Annotated in this window: 15 protein-coding genes; all 15 read right to left on the reverse strand. The window is 53.3% G+C overall.

What is annotated here, in order from left to right; genetic code table 11:
• Positions 1-87: 87 nt before the first annotated feature.
• Positions 88-2,424 (reverse strand): metallophosphoesterase, encoded by a 2,337-nt coding sequence (locus tag ACYVIY_RS02755; protein WP_460974728.1) that lies wholly within the window; start codon positions 2,422-2,424, stop codon positions 88-90.
• An 81-nt stretch (positions 2,425-2,505) separates the two neighbouring features.
• A complete protein-coding gene (locus tag ACYVIY_RS02760) occupies positions 2,506-2,910 on the reverse strand; it encodes a hypothetical protein (protein WP_460974729.1) in 405 nt (134 codons plus the stop codon).
• A gap of 365 nt (positions 2,911-3,275) precedes the next feature.
• Positions 3,276-6,683 carry an isoleucine--tRNA ligase gene (gene ileS / locus ACYVIY_RS02765; protein WP_460975143.1) on the reverse strand — a complete coding sequence of 1,136 codons (3,408 nt, stop codon included), beginning with the start codon at positions 6,681-6,683 and terminating at the stop codon, positions 3,276-3,278.
• Positions 6,684-6,844: 161 nt separating this feature from the next.
• Positions 6,845-7,354, reverse strand: a complete 510-nt coding sequence (locus ACYVIY_RS02770; RefSeq protein WP_460974730.1) for a hypothetical protein — start codon at positions 7,352-7,354, stop codon at positions 6,845-6,847.
• A 119-nt stretch (positions 7,355-7,473) separates the two neighbouring features.
• Positions 7,474-8,685, reverse strand: coding sequence for a hypothetical protein (locus tag ACYVIY_RS02775; protein WP_460974732.1), 1,212 nt, complete (start codon positions 8,683-8,685; stop codon positions 7,474-7,476).
• Positions 8,666-9,241, reverse strand: a complete 576-nt coding sequence (locus ACYVIY_RS02780; protein WP_460974733.1) for an RNA polymerase sigma factor — start codon at positions 9,239-9,241, stop codon at positions 8,666-8,668. Before ACYVIY_RS02780 ends, ACYVIY_RS02775 begins: the two co-directional genes overlap by 20 nt.
• A 27-nt stretch (positions 9,242-9,268) precedes the next feature.
• Positions 9,269-10,357, reverse strand: coding sequence for a hypothetical protein (locus ACYVIY_RS02785; protein ID WP_460974734.1), 1,089 nt, complete (start codon positions 10,355-10,357; stop codon positions 9,269-9,271).
• A 169-nt stretch (positions 10,358-10,526) separates the two neighbouring features.
• Complete coding sequence (locus tag ACYVIY_RS02790; protein ID WP_460974735.1) at positions 10,527-11,093, reverse strand: hypothetical protein; 567 nt, start codon at positions 11,091-11,093, stop codon at positions 10,527-10,529.
• 89 nt (positions 11,094-11,182) lie between these two features.
• The gene (locus tag ACYVIY_RS02795; protein WP_460974736.1) at positions 11,183-12,559 is read right to left on the reverse strand and encodes an alkaline phosphatase family protein; all 1,377 of its coding nucleotides are present in this window, start codon (positions 12,557-12,559) and stop codon (positions 11,183-11,185) included.
• An 80-nt stretch (positions 12,560-12,639) separates the two neighbouring features.
• Positions 12,640-13,863, reverse strand: a complete 1,224-nt coding sequence (eboE, locus tag ACYVIY_RS02800; protein ID WP_460974737.1) for a metabolite traffic protein EboE — start codon at positions 13,861-13,863, stop codon at positions 12,640-12,642.
• Positions 13,864-13,913: 50 nt separating this feature from the next.
• A complete protein-coding gene (locus tag ACYVIY_RS02805; RefSeq protein WP_460974738.1) occupies positions 13,914-15,086 on the reverse strand; it encodes a 3-dehydroquinate synthase in 1,173 nt (390 codons plus the stop codon).
• 80 nt (positions 15,087-15,166) lie between these two features.
• Positions 15,167-16,195 (reverse strand): glycosyltransferase family 9 protein, encoded by a 1,029-nt coding sequence (locus tag ACYVIY_RS02810; RefSeq protein ID WP_460974739.1) that lies wholly within the window; start codon positions 16,193-16,195, stop codon positions 15,167-15,169.
• Positions 16,196-16,305: 110 nt separating this feature from the next.
• Entirely contained in the window at positions 16,306-17,295 is a 990-nt protein-coding gene (locus ACYVIY_RS02815) for a glycosyltransferase family 2 protein (protein WP_460974740.1), read from the reverse strand.
• Positions 17,296-17,440: 145 nt separating this feature from the next.
• Positions 17,441-19,228, reverse strand: coding sequence for a carbamoyltransferase family protein (locus ACYVIY_RS02820; RefSeq protein ID WP_460974741.1), 1,788 nt, complete (start codon positions 19,226-19,228; stop codon positions 17,441-17,443).
• Positions 19,229-19,283: 55 nt separating this feature from the next.
• Positions 19,284-20,405: a glycosyltransferase family 9 protein gene (locus ACYVIY_RS02825; protein ID WP_460974742.1), complete on the reverse strand. Its 1,122-nt coding sequence runs from the start codon at positions 20,403-20,405 to the stop codon at positions 19,284-19,286.
• Positions 20,406-20,419 lie beyond the last annotated feature (14 nt).

Genomic DNA, 20,419 nt, shown 5'->3' on the forward strand with positions numbered 1-20,419 from the left:
TTCAGGAATTGAAATCAAAAGATTCTGCAATTATACGAAAGGACCGAAGAAGATTAGGAATAGTCCGCCAATACAAACCAACGAAAGTTACTGGCGCACCACTTTGCGCGTCAGCGTTTCGGTGCCGACCTGTATCCGCAGCAGGTACGTACCAGCAGAGGCAGGCATAGCAATCGATTCGGTTACAGACAATACCGCGCCAACGAATTTGTGAAACACCTGTCGACCCTGCGCATCCTGGAGCGCCAGTGTAACTTCCTTTTTCTGCGTTAGCGAGATATCCACACGCACGGTCTCGTGGGTAGGGTTGGGATAGATCCGCAACTGGCCACCGGCGAACGTTTCGGTTTCGGTGGGGAGCAACACGGTTACGGTTGCCAGTCCGGTACCCGTACCTTTTCCGCAACTTCCCTCTAAGCTGGTAACACCGAGCGTAGTCGACTGGCTAGGCGAAACGGTGAACGTCGTCACGTTTGTCACAGCCGAAAAGGCGGTTCCGTCGGAGAGCGTACCCCGCCAGGGACCTTCCCCCGTAAAACTAAGCGTGAGCGAAGCGGGTTGCCCCTGCAGAACGGTAGTCGAGCCGCTCAGCGTGGCGGTGGGTGCTGAACTTACTGCAAACTGGCCGCTGGATACCAGTTCAGCGTAGGCAATGCCGCGCGGCCGAACGCGTAACCGGTACCCCGTTCCCGGCGCTAACGTAGTGGGCAACGTGGCCTTCAACGCATTGAGCGCGCCCGAGCCAACAACCTGCTCGGCCGAGAAATTACCTGAGGCATCGGATAATAAGACGTCATATTGCCAACCGGCGGCTTTGGTGGTGTTTTCGGGCGTGGCCGTGACGGCAATCGTACTGCCCGCACAGGCGGAGGCCGGGGCCTGAGCGGTTACTTTCGGCGGTTGCTGTACCGTGACCACAAACTGGTCGGTCAGGCATTGCCGCGTGTCCGCTACATTGATTGTAAACTTACCCGGCAGCGCTCCTACGTAGCGGATGCTTCGATTCGTCGATCCGGTTGCCCAGCTATACCCACCCGGCGAATCGGGGCCGGTAGGCCAGGAGGCTGTCAGCAGGAGCGTATCGGCAAATTCGGTGGTGAGGGTGGTCGTTTTGTTGACATTCTTCATCATGGTGAACCGATCCTGAACCGACCCGTCGGCGGCTATGAACTGCGCATCCAGGCGGTTGTCCAGTACGTCCAGCAGCATCGACCCCCCAATGGGCGTGTAACCCGTTACCATGCCTGGGTGCGGGTAATCCGGCGACAGGCCACCCAGGGCACCACCCGACCCGTTCACAACGTATACGGTGCCTTGTCCTTTGGTCAGAATTGGGCAGGAACCCGGCGAACCGTCGTAGCGGGCCGTCGTATTTTCGGCTACGTGCTTGGCCTTATCGAACGTATTGGCTAAACCCGTTTGTCCGTTGAGCCGGTAATAGCGCTCATAATTATGGCTATGCCCATTCAGAACTAAGTCAACGTTGTACCGCTCCAGAATGGGTGTCAGATTCTGTCGAATGAGCCGCATCGACTCCTCGGTATCGGAATTATGACCGCCTTTGCTGTAAGGCGGGTGGTGAAAAATGACGATGGTCCAGGGTAGTTTATTGGCGGCCAGGTCGCGTTTGAGCCACTGCACCTGCGTTCCGGTTGTGTCATACAGCCGATATTGCCCAGCTTCGTTGCCCTGTGAATCGAGCGAAATCAGGTGCACATTGCCGTAATCGGCCGAAAAATAGGACTGCGAGCCCGAAGCCACACCGCCCGCTTCGCCCTTTGTCGGCATGGAGAATAGTTTGTAATACGCAATATCGAAATTGTTGCTGTTGTCGGCGTAATCATGGTTGCCCGGCGTCATATAGATGGGCAGATTGCGGAGCGTCGGGCCGTATACATTAAATACATATTGCTGAAACTGATCGTCGGTGCCGCAGCAATAGGCGTTGTCGCCGAGCCAGAGCCACAGATCGGCCGGATGAGCGGCTGTGGCGTTTTGATACGCCTGGTATACGTTGCGGGCGTTGGCGCTGCCGTCGCCAAAATCACCCAGAGCCCAGATGCGGAGCGGAGTTGTGCTGCCCGCAGCGGGCGCTGTTCGTACGTACTGGGTTGCATCGCTGGCCAGCACCGTTGCGGTAGAGCCAATGGTGTAATAGTACGTAGTGGCCGGTTGAAGACCCGTTAGCGTAACCAGGTGCTCTGTGGTCGACTGGGCCAGAGCAGCCTGCTGCGTAAATTGGCCAGATTGAGTGCCGTACGTAACGCGGCTGTCGGTCGGTTGATCGGTGCGCCAACGAACAAGAACCGACGTTGGCGTCACGACTTGTAAATAAGGCCCCCGCGTGATTTTGGGAGCCTGGCCGTATGAGATCGAACTGAAAAAAACGAAGTAACTGAGCAGGCAGTAAAGATACGGTTTCATAAGACACAGGTTTGTCACCGTAAAAGTACATTCCTCGATACGAATAATTGTATCGAGGAATCATTTCGCTCAATTACCTGATTACCGCTGGGCGTCCATCAAAGCGCGGTGCATACGTAACAGTTGCCTGACGGGCCAGTCGGTTTGATTGTATGACTCTAACTGGCTGACTTTGAGTAGCAACGCTCGCTCGCTTTTTCGTCGTTCATCGGCCGGAAGGGCTTTTAAACGAGCAGGCAGTTCGTGCAGTGCCTGGGTCAGCAAAGCGCAGGCCGTTACGGGCAGTGAGAAATGGGCGGCCAGTCGCTCCACGTCCGACAGTTTCCAGAGGTCTGGTTTGGCACGTCGGTTCCGAATGGCATTACCGCTAACCCCCAGGGCTACACCAAGCTGCTCGTCATTGAGCGAACACTCCCGCAGCCGCCACATAATGGCCTGGTAGTTATTGGTAAACGAATGTAAGGCGGTACGTAAATAGTCTATCAACGTTGTGAGTAGGTTAAGATCTGCCAGGGAGCTAAGCTGCTGACAAATCGGTTTGAGATAGAATGAAGAACGGCTGATCTAGACGCCCAATAGCTGCCCTGATTAAGACGAGTTTTGAAAAACGCATAACCTTCATCAGGTCGATGACGTATAGAACTAGTTCAGGTAAGAGTATTTACAACATTCATGCCATTGCGAGAAAACGTATACAAATGAGTTTCTGGTTAATTAAATATGTATACTAAATCAGATGGCACTGATGTTTTGTTGGCGTTGAGCAGAAAGTAAAAACAAACTGCCGATCGGACATATCCGATCGGCAGTTTGTAATAACAGTTCAGTAAGTTGCTAAACCTGCTAAAACCTTAATTTGCTACGGTTACTTTCACGCGCAGCAGGAACTCATCCATCTCAATTTCGACAGCCTCGCCGTTCAAGTCATTGACCAGATTCAGGGCTATAGCCTGGACCTCCTGTTGAATGTACGGGCTATTCGTTTCGATGGCGTTCGTGAGGACTTCGTTGTTCCGTTCAAGCGCAATCGTGATCTTATCCGTTACGTTGAAGTCGCGGTCCTTGCGCAGGTTCTGAATCCGGTTCACAAAGTCGCGGGCGATGCCTTCCCGGCGAAGTTCATCCGTTACTGTTACGTCGAGGGCAACGGTCAACCCACCTTCGCTAGCCACCAGCCAGCCGGGAATATCCTCCGTCAGGATCTCAACGTCAGAAAGCTGTAAGCTATACTCGCCAAGCTGCAAACTTCCGGCCGCTTCGAGTTGCTTCAACTGCTCGTCGGTCATGGCCGTAATTACAGCCGCTACGTCTTTCATCTGTTTGCCGAACTTAGGGCCGAGGGCTTTAAAGTTGGGCTTGACCTTTTTCTTCAGGATACCCGACGCGTCATCGACAAACTCAACGGCTTTCACATTGACCTCGGACATAATCAGGGACGTAACGTGCTCAATTTGCCGACGCATATCCGGGTTGAGTACCGGAACCAGCACCCGGCTCAGCGGTTGACGTACTTTCAGTTTGTGGCCTTTGCGAAGTGAGTGCACCAACGACGACACCCGCTGCGCTAACTCCATCGACTGCTCCAGTTCGGAATCAATAATGGATTGGTCAGCCGCTGGAAAATCGGTCAGGTGTACCGACGTAGCGCCTTCCACCAGATTACGATACAACCAGTCGGCGTAGAACGGCGCAATCGGCGACATCAGTTGCGACACAGTCGTTAAACATTCGTGCAGCGTTTCGTAAGCCGCGCGTTTGTCGGTGGTCATCTCTCCCTGCCAAAAACGCCGACGGGCCAGGCGAACGTACCAGTTCGAGAGCTGATCATTGACGAAGTCCTGAACCGCCCGACCGGCTTTGGTTGGGTTGTAACTGTCGAACTGCTGGCCAACTTCCAGAATCAGCGATTGCAGCTTCGACAGAATCCAGCGGTCCAGCTCGGGCCGCTCGGCAACGGGGACGGTACGTCCCGCAAACGAGAATTGATCGAGATTGGCGTAGAGGGCAAAGAAATTATACGTGTTCGACAACGTACCGAACAGCTTCCGCTGCACCTCGCCAATACCGTCGACGTTGAACTTCAGGTTATCCCAGGGCTCAGCGTTGGTGATCATGTACCAGCGTGTGGCATCAGCCCCGTATTTTTCGAGTGTTTCAAAGGGATTAACGGCGTTACCCAGCCGTTTCGACATCTTGTTGCCGTTTTTGTCCAGCACTAGACCCGTTGACACGACGTTCTTGAACGCCACCGAATCGAACAGCATCCCCGCAATGGCGTGGAGCGTAAAGAACCAGCCGCGCGTTTGATCGACGCCTTCCGAGATGAAATCGGCGGGAAATGCCTTGTCAAATATGTCGTTATTCTCGAACGGATAATGCCACTGCGCGTAGGGCATTGCCCCCGAATCAAACCAAACGTCGATCAAATCCGGTTCGCGCTGCATCAGGTTGCCCGATTCTGAAACGAAATAGATTTCGTCGGAATACGGCCGGTGCAGGTCATACGTACCCTCTTTATAAGCCGAAAGGAAGGCCGTATTTTTATCAATGTGTGCCTGGAACTCAGTTTTCCCTTGAGCTACCCATTCACTCATTCGCTCGTTCGCCCGTTCGCTCTTTTCAACCAGTTCGTCTACTGAGCCAACGCACACTTCTTCGCCGGTTTCGCTCCGCCAGATCGGTAGGGGAGTACCCCAGTAACGACTACGCGACAGGTTCCAGTCGACGAGGTTTTCGAGCCAGTTGCCAAAGCGACCGGTTCCGGTGCTCTCGGGCTGCCAGTTGATGGTTTTATTCAGTTCAACCAGCCGGTCTTTTACCGCCGTCGTGCGAATGAACCAGCTATCGAGCGGATAATACAGAATGGGCTTATCGGTCCGCCAGCAGTGTGGGTACGGGTGCTCGTATTTCTCAACGCGGAAGGCCTTGTTCTCTTCTTTAAGCTTGATGGCGATCAGTACGTCCGTCGGCTTAAACTCCGGATCGGCACGCTCCTCGTCCGAATAATATTCTTCTTTAACGTAGCGCCCGGCGAAGTCGGTGATCTCCTGCACAAACCGGCCCTGCCGATCGACAATTGGCACCTCTTTGCCGGTTTCATCCTTTACCATGATGGCCGGAATACCCGCTGCCTGCGCTACGCGAAAATCGTCGGCCCCGAACGTTGGTGACGTGTGCACTACGCCCGTACCGTCTTCGGTGGTGACGAAGTCGCCCAGGATCACGCGAAAGGCAGGTTGGCTTGGCTGCACATACGGCATCAGTTGCTCGTACTCAACACCTTCCAGATGTTCGCCTTTGAACGAGGACAGTACGGCCCAGGGAATGACTTTATCATTGGGAAGGTACGCATCGAAAGCCGCATCCTTGGATGATCCAACCCTCCCTTTTTCATTGAACCATCGGCTAACCAACGCTTTGGCCAGCACGACATTGATCGGCTCGAAGGTATAAGCGTTGAACGTTTTGATCAGGACGTAGTCAATATCTTTCCCGACCGTCAATGCCGAGTTGGCGGGTAACGTCCAGGGAGTTGTCGTCCAGGCCAGGATGTGGATATCCTCATCGGCTGAGTCGTAAAATAAAAAGGCCGACTTGCCGGTTGGTTTGACCTTGAACTGGGCGACAATGGTCGTGTCGCGAACGTCCTTGTACGTACCGGGCATATTCAGCTCGTGCGAACTGAGTCCGGTGCCCGCCTTGGGTGAATACGGCTGAATGGTGTAGCCTTTGTACAGCAGATTTTTCTCGTATAACCGCTTGAGCAGATACCAGATCGATTCGATGTACTCGTTTTTATACGTTACGTACGGGTTCTCCAGGTCTACCCAGTAGCCCATTTGCTGGGTCAGCGTATTCCATTGGTCCGTAAACCGCATCACCGTTTCGCGGCAGCGCCGGTTGTATTCCTCTACGCTGATGGATTTGCCAATATCGTCCTTGGTGATACCGAGTTCTTTCTCGACCTGCAACTCAATGGGCAGGCCGTGGGTATCCCAGCCCCCTTTGCGCTCCACCTGAAAGCCGCGCAGGGTTTTGTACCGGCAGAAAATGTCTTTAATCGTCCGGGCCATCACATGGTGAATACCGGGCGCTCCGTTGGCCGAAGGGGGACCTTCGTAGAACGTAAATGTTGGCTGCCCCTCGCGGATGGCGACGGACTGCTCAAAAACCTGGTTCTGGTTCCAGTAAGTTAACACCTCGGCCGCGATCTGTGCGTAATCGAGGGATTCGTATTGCTGATAGTTCACGCCTGGCAAGGTCGGTACGCCGAAACGATTGAAAATAAGTGCAAAGATACGGAATTGTCCCGGACGCAGGGTCCGCAGTTTCGGACACTGTTCGGGAAACTCCTGTCTTAGCGCAACAAAAAAGCGAGCCGCCACGGTTCGCTTTTTCAAATTTGTCGGCTAATGATTAGCTAATCCGCTTCGTGCTTCTGAAGGGTTTGGATGACTTTCCCGTTCTCAATAAGTCGGGTTTTCAGGACACTTTGCTTCGGTATAGCCACCAATAAGGTCGGCTGCACCCGACTAGCCAGCGGAGCCTTCGTGAGCGTGGTATCCGCCATGCGGACGTACCGAACGGTCAGCACAGAATCCTGCACAAATACTTTGCTAACCGAAATTTTTGGTGGCGTATTGGTTGGGGATAAAGCAATGCCGACTACCATTTCTTTCGTGAAATTCGGCCGGTCGGCCCGGTGGGCGGGTTGAAATACCTTGTCTAAGGTTTCGTTTTGCTCGAATACAAAAAGTGTTGGTTTGCCTTTGTTGACGGGCGCGTCGGTGTTCAGCGTGTAGCCGTTCAGCAGCCGATATTTAAGATTTATCTGGGCTATTGTCAGCAGGCTGATTGTTAAGCAAGTAAGCGACAGAAACGAGATTCGAAGGAGACGTTGGTTTTGTTTTACAATTCCAAGAAACGGCATAATCAGACTTTAACTACGTAGTAACACTCTATTTTCAACGTCTGATTGGCGCTTTCGGTGTGTTGCTGGCCGAAAAAAAGCCGGACGTTTCTGTCAACCGTTGAACCAGGATCGTGTTGTTACCACCAGAAAAGGCCCAAAAACCGCGTCGGACGATACGTAAAACGGGTCAGCTTAAACTGTTTTTTTCGGGTGTTGTAGCGGTAATAGTGCGAACCCACCCGGATCACCGATTTATTCGACATATCCTGAGGTTTGAGATCGTCTTCCAATGTATGTAAACTACCTTTTGTTCGGCTGGCAATAGCGAAGTAATCGTTTTGAAATGGCAGCTCCGTCGTACTTCCGGTAGTTCCACAGAGCACGACATGAACCGGTAACGTTACGTTGTTGAGCAGGCGCATGTCTTTAACCGTGCTGATGTTATCTGCAATCAGAATCAGATGCTTCGCCTTGGGTAACGTTTTTTGAGCATACAGCAAAGCTTCTACGTCATTTTCAGCCTCATCATCGTTTTGAATCGTATTTCGAGCTGCTTTGAGCATTAGCGGAAGTGCTTTCATAGCGTCCCGGTCACGGCTAACGAACATTTGTCCCGGAGGACCATCCGGACGGGTTTGTTGACCAAGACTATCGCAGTCGGTAAAAAACACAAATCCCTTAATCGACGGATTTTGGGCGTTTTTTCGTAACCACGCAAACAGTTGCGTAGTATACGGATACATACTCGTGGTCAGGTCGCACACAACAACCGCGTCGGGCCACTGGGAGAAGTTACGAGCCAGTGTTTGATACGAAGTTGAATCATGACCAAAATCTGCCGTTAGCATCTGCTGTTGAATGGCGGTTTCTTCCGGGCTAAATACGACGGGTAATCGGCTAAGGGCAAGCGGGTGGTTGGCAGGAAGGGGAACAAGTTGCCGATGCGGCTGTATGGGTGTCACGAATTGTTTTTCGGCAGGCGCGGGCGGAACGGGTTTGCGCGCAACAACCGAATGCTTTTTGATCCGTTGGACTTCAGCGGGTTGGGACACGTCTGATGGGGCCGGTGAACGCAACTGGCTTTTTTGATCAGACGTAACAGAACCAACTTTGATTTTGCTCTTACCCAAGTCTGCCGGTACCGAAGTAGACAGTGAGCCAAGCAGATACCAGCCGATAGTCGAAACAATTAGGAGACTGACTACGCCAAGCAGACCAAGACGCCACCAGCGACGGCGACGGATCAGGCGCTGCATCTGCTTCCAATCCTGGGCGTTATAGCCAGGACGGTAGCTATGCAACGACTGACGTACCCAGTCGTGAAGTTGTTTATCGTCCTGTTCGCTCATGCTTTTTTGAGGTTTGTGCCGTTAATGCCCTCCGTAACAGTCGGTTTGCTTCGCTGAGGTGGGCGCGGGAGGTGCTTTCGGCAATACGTAGTTGTTCGGCGATTTCTCGATGAGTGTATCCTTCCAGCACGTAGAGACTAAATACCATCCGATAAGGCACGGGTAGCTGATGCAATACCGCCAGGATGTCTTCGGCAGAAAGCTGCGCAAAAATTGCCTGATCGTTTAAATACGGTTCTTCAAGGGTATACGCTACTGAGTCGGCAGGTATCTCGACCCGTCGTTTTTGATTCTTCCGATAATAATCAATCGCGGTGTTGACCAGAATACGTCGTAGCCACCATTGCAACGCATCCTCATTGTTTAGCTCCCCAAGGCGCTTAAACGCTTTAAGGAATCCATCATTAAGCATTTCGCGGGCATCCTCCTCATTGCTGGCATAGGCCAGGCAAACCGACAGGGCATAGCTGTAGTAACGTTCGTAAAACGCCTGCATGGCTGCCTCCTGACCTCGGCGGCAACCCTCAATAATATCGGCAAACGAACGACTGATCAAGCGCAGCGGACGGTTGAATACGAGAATCTACTGACAACCGGAATACGTGTACGTTTCGGTTGTGACGACATCCTGCGAGGAAGCCGCCGGATTCGGATGTCTGGTGGTACTGCTGACCTTGTCAACAAGATTCTGTGCGCTAGCCTGTATGGTATACACCGTTTCGTCATACTGCTCCATCGCCCCTGTTACGTCGTTCCGTATAAATGATTTTCGGGACGTTAACACGCCGTCCTGACCAAATTCGGATGCGGGCAACACAACCGAAAACCCTTTAAACGCCGGTAGTACCGATAAAGGGCTCTTTGCATCGCTCCATGTCTGGGTATAGTATCGAATCAACTGCCCATTGGCGTATTCTTCCTGTTTGGTAACGCGCTGCTGGTTGTCGGTTTCAATACGTAGCTCATAATTCGAACCCGTTAATCGGGTCACGACTCCGTTCTGAATCGTCAGTGGGCGTTGTACTACGTCACCCATCTGTTCAACGTAATCAACTAACCGATTCTTTTGATACGTCCAGGTCTTCGTGCCCCCGGCGGAGTTAGTCGGAATTTCTTTGGCGATTGACGGGGCGTGGACTTCGCTGGTGCTGGTTTCAGTTTTGCTGATCAGATCACCTGCCTCATCATACGTAAAGGTATCGGTTGTCATCGTTGTGATTCCATACGCTCCTACTCGTTTTGTTACGGAAGCCGACAGCCTTCCGTTGACGTAGGAATAACTTTTTGTGGTTGTTATCTGCTCGCGGATAGTTTTATCCGGTGTGGCGATTGTTACGTATAATTCCTGCGACGTACTGGCTTTCAAATAGCCGTCTGCATCGTACGCATAGCTAACCGTTACGGTTCCGGTCTGATTGCCAATGGTTCCACTCGTAACTCGTTTGTCTGTTGTGGCGGTGGTTCTTGACAGATTCCCCTGCGTGTCGTACGCGTAGGTCGTTTGGCGATTTTCGGTAAAGAGCTTAGCCGTTGACACAGCTTCATAGGCCAGTAATCGACACGTGGCTTGAGGTGCCGCTTCCGGAGCCGAGGGTTGGCTACAGCCACCACTCAGGTAGCCGATCAGGATGCATAAGACAATAGAATAGGAAATTTTGACGAGCCGTTTCATCGCGTGTAAGTTGAGTAAATACCAGTTAAGGGTCTTTATACACCAAGACGAAGCAACGGTTGAAAACGCTGGCAACAAATGATATTTTTTCTGAAGTCGTATTAATGAGACGAGCCAGCATACAAACGGGTGCATGCTGGCTCGTCTCGTGATGATACGTATCGGAGTGCTATTTCGGGGGTTGCGTTTGCTCGGCTGACTCGATTGGGTTGTGTACGGCCATGCCCGCTACGTTAAAACAGGAGCTTTGATTGTCGCTTTTGCACTCAAAGAGGTCAAACGATTCTACGCCTTTGTCGAGCCGCTCGAAATAGAGCACGAAAGGCACTTTTTCATCATTCTTGATTTCCCTCGTCTGGGGCGACATCGGAATACCTTCGGTTTTCAGTAAGGCATACGTCTTTTTGCCGTCCGACGACGCCAGTACCGCTTTCGGATTGAACGAAATGCTGCTGGCTCCGAAGTAATTGTTATTCCGTTCGTTCGGATCCTTGCCGAATGTCATGTAGAGCACCGTATAACTAGCCGTCAGCCGGATATCGGTTACGCGAATATCGGGGTCCTGCGAATGGCCCAGGCCACCGTGCGGGTCAGGATAGATTCGGGGCCGGAGCGCGTACGTCGTTTGATTTGGCTGATAATACTCGGCGCCATCGGCCGGAGCATTTACCGCCGGAGGTCGACTCGATGTGCAGGCCGCGCCGAACAGAAGCAGGAGGACGACAAGAGCTTTCATGATGAAATTGTTCGTTGTCAATAACCGGCAAGGAGACTGATTTGTTACCCCGCGTTTTTGTGCCCAATTTAATGAGTATCAGCCAGTAATTATGCAGGTACGCCCGCCGAAATCATCTCCCAGATTTGATCATACACCGCGGTAGCTGATAAAGACTGACCGACGTTGCGGCTACTCACAAATACCGGATGATGTTCGCGAGCGGTACCGATACGTCCGTGCGAACCCTTAACGAGCGTTGCATCGAGCGAAATTACGTTCATCAGGTAACGGAAGCCGAGCAGTTTCCGGCCGAGTTTGTATCCGGCTTTGAGCTTGATCAGTGGGTTAGTTTGATCCATGAACATCTCAACGGGGTCATAGCCAGGCTTCTGGTGAATGGCAACTAATCGGGCATAGTCCGGAGCGCGGGCATCGTCGAGCCAGTAGTAATACGTAAACCAACTATCGGCATCGGCCATGACCACAAAGTCACCGGAGCGCTCGTGATCGATGTGGTATTGCTTCTGCTGTTCCTTATCGAGCACTAACTCAATGCCCGGCGTTTTCTCCAGCATTGAGCGAACGGTCCCGTATACGGACGGGTCATTGATATACACATGAGCAATCTGGTGGTCGGGCGTAGCGAAAGCGGGTGAAGCGCCCGCGTCGAATACTTCCAGACCCCGTTCTTCGCGGTAACGAATCAGACCGGCCTCGCGCAGCATCCGGTTGATGTGAATCGGCTTGCTGACGTTCGTGATGCCGTATTCCGAAAGGACAATGACCTCGGCATTCTGCTGTTCGTAGTGCTGAATCAGATCCCGGCAAACGTCGTCGATCTCCCGAAGGTCGTTGGCGATTTTGGTAAAATCCTGACCAAATTTTTGAAGGCAGTAATCGAGGTGAGGCAGGTAAATTAAGGTCAGCGTTGGGTTATGCCACTTGTCGACCAGCAACGACGCATCGGCAATCCAGCGGCTGCTCTTGATGGTTGTTGAAGGGCCCCAGAACTGGAATAAGGGGAACGTACCCAACTCTTTTTGCAGTTTATCGCGCAGGTCGCCGGGGTGCGTATAGCAATCGGCAATTTTCATTCCGTCGGATGGATACTGCGGGCGGGGAGTGGCCGAAAAATCAGCGGTGGAATACATGTTGTACCACCAGAACATCTTCGAGACGGTGAAGTTGGGATCGATCTTTTTCGCGCGTTCCCAAATTTTTTCGGCCCCAACCAGCTTGTTCGACTGCTTCCAGAACTTTACTTCGGAGTCGGTACGGTCGTACCAGCCATTGGCCACAATACCGTGTTCGCTTGGCCATTTACCCGTTACGTAGGTCGATTGAACAGACGTTGTCACGGCGGGCAACATAGGATCAATGGTCGCCTGATGTTTGTTGGCAAACCACTGTTTGAGAAAGGGCGTATGCTCGCCGATCAGCGAATACGAAAGGCCCACTACGTCGAGTACTACGGTCTTTTGCATAGATCAATGGACACTGTCTACTAGATAACAAAAATGACGTAACGTCATCCCACTGTAGATTACACACGAACCTTCATTCGTTATATATGATTGATAACCCACTTGACTTCCCGTTCGATCGAGTTAACCAGATCAGCTTTCAGACCCTCTGGTAAAACGTCCCAGGTGTAGGTTTCGGCCTCAAACTGGTTCGTAAACGCCCGATCGGCCTGCAACCGTAACACCTCCACGATATCGTCCTGTGTTGACTGCAATACGCCGTAATCCTTAACAAAAAGTGGTACGTGAAAATGAGCCCGCCACTCGACATGGTTCTCGTTAAAAGCGGCCAGGGCTTCGGGTAAATCCGGAAAACGAAGCAGCCCGCCTGACTTGGTTCTGGCGACAACCTGGTGCAGATAGGTCGGCTCGTTGAATCGCTCGAACGCCTGCCGGACAGCCTCACGCTCCTCTGGATCCTCCGGGAACTCAGCTTTCAAAGCGGCACTGATCTGCACTTTACCTACGCGTAAGCCATAATTTTTGAGCTTGGCCAGCACATCGGCCGGTTGCTCGTACCCCACCGCAAAATGGCAGACATCGTAACACAACCGAACGTGGTCGCAGATGGCGGTTTCGGCGGCTTCGTCGGTTAAGCCAAACTGCTCGGTTAACTGCTCAATGCCCATCGGCAGCAGATAATCCGTGAACCAGGCAATGAACTCATCGGCGGTTTCGATCACGCCATCGGGCTCCGGTTCCAGGTCGAGGTGCATCAGCCGGTCGGTTTGCTGCCGGAGCCGGATTAACTCGGCGACGACTTCCAGTACGTTCTGGGTTGTCTGCGAATAGATGTAATCGCGGGCGGCTGGTTGATCCCACTCGAACCAGTGTCGATAAGAGAGGGGAGAAGTCGATACGCCACCCGTAATGGGATTGCCTAACTCATCGACCGGCAGCAGGATCGACAGGAGCCGGAACAACCGCTTGGTATAGTCAACCCGCGCTTCGGTTGTCCAGTCGGGTGTATGCACCTGATCTTTAACAACTGTGTGGTGAAAGCCACCGAACGGGAAGCCGTTCATGGTGAACACGTAGCAGTCGTTGTCGGCTAGCCAATGCTGAAACGCCACCAGGTTTTCGGGCTGCTCCAACTCTTCGCTCGCCTGGTTCGATAACCGTAGCCCGATACCGAAGGGGGCATCAGGCGAAAGTCGTTTTTTTACTTCAGGAATGGCTTTTTGCAGGGCGGCAAAATGATCGGCCCAGCTTTCGCCGGGGTGTATGTTCGTGCAGTATCCGAGGTGTCCGAGAGAGGTCTTCATCACATAAGAAGACCTGCCGGGTAATGAACCGGGCAGGTCTGGTGGTTTGGTTAGGCGGGTTGAGATTCGGCGGTTGGCTCCTGTTCTTTCAGGGTCGCGATGGCCTGCCGGATGCGGCTGGTGTCCATTTCGTGCACTTCAACGCCCCGGCCAATTTCATTTAGCAGCATGATGGTAAGCTGCCCGCCGAGGTGTTCACGAAATTCGCTTAAGCCTTTCAGGATGCCCGCGCTGTCGTCGGCGTCGAGCATAGGCTGGTACAGCGCGAAGCCGAGCGTACGTAACGTAGTCAAAACCCGGTTTGTATCGGCGTCAGTTAGCCAGCCGAGTTGATTCGAGTAGATCGTGTCGAGGGCGATACCAATCGCGACGGCTTCGCCATGCCGTAATTCGAAGTTGGTGAGCTGTTCCAGTTTATGGGCGCTCCAGTGGCCGAAATCGAGTGGCCGGGAAGAACCCATTTCGAACGGATCGCCACCGGCAATGTGCTGTAAGTGCATTTCGGCACACCGATGCACGAGATAGTACATGGCGTTCATGTCGCGGGCGGCCAGCGCTTCGGCATTCGTTTCAATCCACTCGAAGAACGCCCGATCTTTGATAAGCGCAACCTTAATCGCTTCGGAAATACCGGCCCGCCAGTCGCGTTCGTCGAGCGTAGTAAGAAATACGCTGTCGTTAAACACGGCAACTGGCGGCACAAACGTACCCAGGAAGTTCTTTTTACCCCGGTAGTTCACGCCATTCTTCACGCCCACGCCCGAATCGTTCTGCGATAAAACCGTCGTTGGAATCCGGATATGCCGGATGCCCCGGTGCGAAATCCCAGCCGCGTACCCAACCATATCGAGCACCGAACCACCGCCAATTCCAGCGATGAACGAATGCCGGTCAATGCTATAGCGATCTACAGCGTCCACGATCGTTTCGATGAGTGCCGGATCGTTTTTGGCCGCTTCGCCACCCGGAACGACCAGTATATGGGGTACGAGTTCAACGAGAGCGTTATGCTTGGCGAAATAAAGCTTGATGTCTGTTTCCAGCTCAGGATGAGCACTTACTACGCCCGAGTCCAGGACAATCAAAAGTTTTTTGCGTATCACTTCCGTGGCTTGCTGCGTAAAGAAGTCGGCAAGGGTATTATTGTTTGTATCGAAAAGGCGCTCCGTAAAAAAAACGTTGTACGTAAACCGAACGCTGAAAGTTTGATGCAGGTAATCCATGAAGGAAGAAAGGCACGATTAAATACAGATGCCTTCATCTTTCAAAAATACAATCAAATCGCTAATGGTTCCTCATTGTGTCATTTAGACGCAGAAAATAACGGCTGTTGCGCTAACAAATCGGTAACCTCCTGCATAACGCACTCCAACGTGGCCTCTCTTTCCAGAACAACGCGGTGTTTAGCCTCATCCAGCGGTGCCCACTCGGCGGGTTTGGCGGAGGTGAAAATGACCACACTCGGCGCATGACAGGCGGCCGCTACGTGCGACACTCCCGTATCGTTACTAACCAGCACGGCCGCACCATCGAGCAGGGCGGCTAACGTACCCAAGTCGGTTTGCCCGGCAAGACTGACGGCATTGTGCTTCATCTGGGCCTGCACGGTGTCGATAATGGACTGTTCACCGGCTGTGCCCGTTAGTATGATATGATAACCTTGTTCAGCCAGGGCATCACCCACCTCGGCAAAGCGACGTTCGGGCCAGCGACGACCCGATATGCCTCCCGCGTGCAGAATGGCGTACCGATCCTGCGGACCTAGGTAGTTACTAAGACATTGTCGGGCTTTAACGCGATCCTGCTCAGTAATCGGAAATTCCAGGTCGTAGCCCTGGGTCTGAATACCGGCAAACTCCATCAAATGCACCCAGCGCTTCACTTCATGTTCGTGTTCCGGATAGGGTGCGAACAGGTCAGGATTAGGGAAAAAACGTTCGGGATGATGCATCGGGTGGTAGCCAACTACCGCTTTCGCGCCAAACAAGGTTGACATTGCGTTGACCAACGTACCGTTGCCCTGCATTTGAAATACCACATCCCAGTTACGCGCCTGCATCTGTTGCAAAAACGCGACGGAGCGTTGCGCATCGAACAGCTGTTCGGGCAGACCGGGCCAGCCGGGAAAGCTGATAAACTCATCGAAATAATCGGCGTATCGGTCTACAAACTCCGTGGCCCAGGGCAAACTAATCAGGGCAATGTGCGCCTGGGGATAAGCCCGACGTAACGCTCGGAAAGCTGGTACCGCACAGAGCAAATCACCTAGTTTGATGGCCCGGAACACCGCAATACGTTCCGGTGGGTGAGAAAGAAACTTGTTAAGTGCCATTCGATTCAGGTTTATAAGGACATCCGGGACATTGACGTAACGCCCGGACTAGCCTAAAACAAAGAGTGTCGGGTTAGAAGGCCCGACACTATGTTACGTTTTACCCGGCGTTACCAGTACATCACTCGGTATTTGAACGCGCCGTACAGTCGCCAATACACGGACAGGAACGGCGTGGCCAGTCCCGTCAGCAGGGCATGTTTCAGATCGAGCCAGGTGATTCGGTCTTCGGGCAGGTAACGTACCACCAGGTCAGCAGTGAGCAACGTCCACAGCCCTAAACCCGTAGACGCCACCATTCCCTGACCAAGCACGAGTCCGATCAGACCAAAGAAAAGACCGGCAACCAGTATATAGTACTGCAACACGAGTCCCCGGTACGTAGGGATACGCTCGCGGAATAAATGCGGATGGCGTTTGTAGAGCAAAGCGTCGTAGCTGTTCTTCCGTTCGTCGCGTAGGGGCGCATACCAGGGGTACTCGCGCAGCGGATGCACGATGATTGCTTCCGGGCACTTGCCAATCGGAATACCAGCCTGAATGAGCTTGAATTGCAGATCACTGTCTTCGCGCCAGGCAATGTCGAAGGCTTCTTCAAACCCGCCAACCCGTTCCAGAGCCGTTCGGCGACAGAAGCAGTTGGCGGTGATAAATTCGGCCGTTTCCAGAAAAGCCGTTGTGCGGTCGTAGGCCGATGGGTTGTCGGGTAAGGGCATCCGCAGCTGACCCGTTATGACCTGGGCACCGCGCTTAAACGAAGGTAGAGCCGCCGAAAGCCATTCGGGTTCAGGTAAACAGTCGTCGTCGGTAAAGGCCACCACATGACCGCGTGCCGCCCGCCAGCCGCGATTCCGGGCCGCGGCCGGGCCGCGCCGTTGGGTCTGCCCCAGGTAACGCACTTCCAGCGGACCACCCGACCGCGCAATTTGTTTGGCGAAGAGCGCAACGGCCGTTTCGGTTTCAGGAGAGTTGCCATCGTCAACAACAATAATCTCAAACTGATCGCGTGGAAGTCGCTGGCGCCCTAAGGCGTCGAGGCATTTAAGTAAAAGAGCCGGTCGCTGATACGTGGGAATTACGACCGAAAATTCAGGGATCATAAGGTTGTTTGTGAATGAGGATTTAGTTGGGTCGCCGTCGCTGCTGCGTAAAACGACCAGGCTAGTGCTGTAAGTTCAAAATTTAAGATTCTTTGAGTAAGCGGATATACTTACGGAACTAGCCTAATCAACATCCTGCAAAAACTTAACCAAAAATTGGCTGAAACTCTTTTGAAACGGCTTCGCTGCTCCGTGACCAGCCTACACCAGTCTTCTCTAACATAAACGAACCGATTACCAAAGCGTCTAAAGGCGATGTCCAAAACGATTCAATGGCATCGCGTGGGCTGCAAACAACCGGCTCGCCCTGCGTATTAAACGACGTATTGACTAAAATAGGAACGCCGGTCAGCTTATGAAACGCTTTTAACAAGTTGTAGTACGGCGCGTTCTGACCCGCGTTAACCGTCTGAATCCGGGCCGTTCCGTCGGTATGGGTCACGGCCGGAATTTCGTGTTTTCTGGTTTCGTGAACCTCATTCACAAACAGCATGAACGGTGATTTTCGGGCGTTGATAAAATAATCAGCTGCGTATTCTTCCATCACAACGGGAGCTACCGGCCGAAAATCCTCGCGATCTTTCAGGTCGTTCAGCCGACCCTGCATTTCGGCCGGAAACGGTGGCGCTAAAATTGATCGGGCACCCAACGCCCGCGGACCAAATTCCATGCCTTGCTGCATCCAGCCAATAATGTGGCCGTCGGCCAGGTACTCGGCAACTTCTTCTGCTACGTTATCGAGCTTCCGGTAGGGGAGTTTCGACCACTGCAGAAACCGCTCAATCTCCGCATCGGTATACGCCGGACCCAGATACGCGTGTTCCATTTCGTAAACCCGCTCGTTACTCTGACGCTGTTGGGCATCAACCCACATAGCCGCGCCGAGCGCCGTTCCGGAATCGCCCGCTGCGGGCTGCACCCAGATGTTTTTGAAGGGGCCTCGATCGCGCAGCCGGGCGTTCATGACGCAGTTGAGCGCCACACCGCCCGCCATACAAAGGCTGTCGGCACCGGTACGTTCGTGGAGCCAGTTGAGCAGTTGCAGAACCGTTTCCTCCAGCACCGTCTGGACGGAGTGGGCAATGTCGAAGTGAAGCGCTTCGAGAGGACCGCCTTTGGCGCGGGCTGGACCAAACTGTTGCTCCAGGTTCAGGGGCGCGATCGTGTACTGGCCGTTTTCGCCGAGCTGGATCAGGTTCCGGAAATAGTCGACGTATTTCGGTTGGCCAAAAGAAGCTAACGCCATCACTTTGTATTCGTCGGACGAATGAAGAAAGCCGAGATACGTGGTCATTTGCTCGTACATCAGCCCCAGCGAGTTGGGTAAAGCAACCTCACTCAACAACTCCATCTGATTTCCCTTGCCCAGCCAGTACGTAGTGGACACCTGTTCGCCCCGGCCATCGAGTACCAGCACCGCTGCATTCGGGTAGGGGCTGGGTAAAAACGCACTGGAGGCATGCGCCAGGTGGTGATTCACAAAATGCCACCGCTGCCTGACCTGATCGAGTGTTACGCCCTGGAACCGCTTCGACAGGTGCAGCGGTACGCCATCGACCAGGTGACCGGGGGCATTCAGAATTGAGGCAAGAAATAATCCTTCGTATGGATTCTGGAAGCCCGGTATGCCTGCCTGTACGCCTTCCGGACGAAATGGGATCTCGACGGTCAGGGCGTCGTTCCGGTCGCCAAGCAGCGGATATGGATCGAAAGAATACGCGATATGATCGACTTCGGCCAAAGTAATGCCCGCGGTTTTCAGGCAGAAATCAATGGCGTTGTACGGGAGCTCCCAAGTGGAAAAGGGTACAGGTCGTTTGCCGTGCTTGATGTGGGTGAAGCGTTCTTCTTCGGCAGCAGCCAGTACAACACCATCGTTCACCAGAGTGGCGGCCGGGTCGTGAAAAGCCGCGTTAATGCCAAGGGTATACATGCGTTATGTTGAGTTGAGATGTTTGAGTTCGTAATGGTTTTTGCTGGTGAGGGTCTTATCGCACGGATGCGGTAACCAGTTCGCGCGCCAATTCTTTTACGGCCGCTACTACCGCATCGGGTGAGGCCGTTGGTTGCGCCGGTTCCGGAAATTGTTGCAGCAGGACATTTTGGGAACGAAGTTCGGTTGGTACGTCGAAATACAACACGCGACTGGGCACCTGCCAGGGCGTGTGCTGTGGGTTCGTTTTGGCGTACAGGACAATAACGGGCGTACCCAGCGCTGCCGCCATATGTACCGGACCCGTATTATTGGCAATGAGTACCGGTGCTTCGGTCAGCAGACCAGCTAACGTACCCAGGTCCATCGTACCAGCCAGATTGAAGGCATCCTCACCAATTTGCTGGCAGATAGTATCGACGTACGCCCATTCGGAGGAGCTACCCGTCAGCAGAATCTGGTAATCGTGGATGTCGGCCAGCCGATGGGCTGCTTTGATAAACCCACTGGCGGGATAGCGTCGTTTTTCTTCGCTGACACCCGGATGCATGATCAGCCAGGGACGCGATAAATCAACTCCGGCTTCGTATACCTGCTGCATAGCGCGTTCGCGTGCGCCATCAGGCAGCTGTAAAGACAGCCGTTTATCGTCGGTACGGCAGCCCAGCGTCGCGACCAGATCCAACTGCCGTTCAACCTCATGACGCGTGGCGACCAGAACTTCAGGGTCAGGTACCCAGTTGGTGAGCAGTTGATAGGGATTCTCGCGGCAGTAGCCCAGGACGTCAGGAATACCGGCCAGGTAACAAAGCATGGCCGCTGGCAACGGGTTCTGGCTTTGAACGGTGAAAATAATAGCCGCATCGAAGGCCGCGCTACGTAACGTCTGGGCCATATCCATCACCTGCGCCGACGTATTGAACGAAGCTTCGCGTTCGCTAGTTGCGCGAACCCACGGTACGTCGAACGCGATAACGTCGTCGATTTCCGGGATCATCGGCGCTATGGCTGCCCCAACTGAGGAAGTCAGCAGAGTTAGGTGACAGGTAGGCCAGGTTTGTTTCAACGCCCGGAAGGCGGGTGTCGTCATCAGGACATCTCCGAAATTGTCGAGCCGAACGCAAAGAATCCGCAGTGGACCGTTATGGCCCTCGTCCCAGTTCATCGTATTATTCATCGCGTTGAGTTCGT

The organism is Spirosoma knui (assembly GCF_054780635.1).

Excerpts from the sequence above, each read along its gene's own strand:
- ACYVIY_RS02820 (WP_460974741.1), bottom strand. The coding sequence starts at position 19,228 with ATGTATACCCTTGGCATTAACGCGGCTTTTCACGACCCGGCCGCCACT.
- ACYVIY_RS02770 (WP_460974730.1), bottom strand. The coding sequence starts at position 7,354 with ATGCCGTTTCTTGGAATTGTAAAACAAAACCAACGTCTCCTTCGAATC.
- ACYVIY_RS02795 (WP_460974736.1), bottom strand. The coding sequence starts at position 12,559 with ATGCAAAAGACCGTAGTACTCGACGTAGTGGGCCTTTCGTATTCGCTG.
- ACYVIY_RS02825 (WP_460974742.1), bottom strand. The coding sequence starts at position 20,405 with ATGAATAATACGATGAACTGGGACGAGGGCCATAACGGTCCACTGCGG.
- ACYVIY_RS02815 (WP_460974740.1), bottom strand. The coding sequence starts at position 17,295 with ATGATCCCTGAATTTTCGGTCGTAATTCCCACGTATCAGCGACCGGCT.
- ACYVIY_RS02810 (WP_460974739.1), bottom strand. The coding sequence starts at position 16,195 with ATGGCACTTAACAAGTTTCTTTCTCACCCACCGGAACGTATTGCGGTG.
- ACYVIY_RS02790 (WP_460974735.1), bottom strand. The coding sequence starts at position 11,093 with ATGAAAGCTCTTGTCGTCCTCCTGCTTCTGTTCGGCGCGGCCTGCACA.
- ACYVIY_RS02755 (WP_460974728.1), bottom strand. The coding sequence starts at position 2,424 with ATGAAACCGTATCTTTACTGCCTGCTCAGTTACTTCGTTTTTTTCAGT.
- ACYVIY_RS02775 (WP_460974732.1), bottom strand. The coding sequence starts at position 8,685 with ATGAGCGAACAGGACGATAAACAACTTCACGACTGGGTACGTCAGTCG.
- ACYVIY_RS02805 (WP_460974738.1), bottom strand. The coding sequence starts at position 15,086 with ATGGATTACCTGCATCAAACTTTCAGCGTTCGGTTTACGTACAACGTT.
- ACYVIY_RS02785 (WP_460974734.1), bottom strand. The coding sequence starts at position 10,357 with ATGAAACGGCTCGTCAAAATTTCCTATTCTATTGTCTTATGCATCCTG.
- eboE (WP_460974737.1), bottom strand. The coding sequence starts at position 13,863 with ATGAAGACCTCTCTCGGACACCTCGGATACTGCACGAACATACACCCC.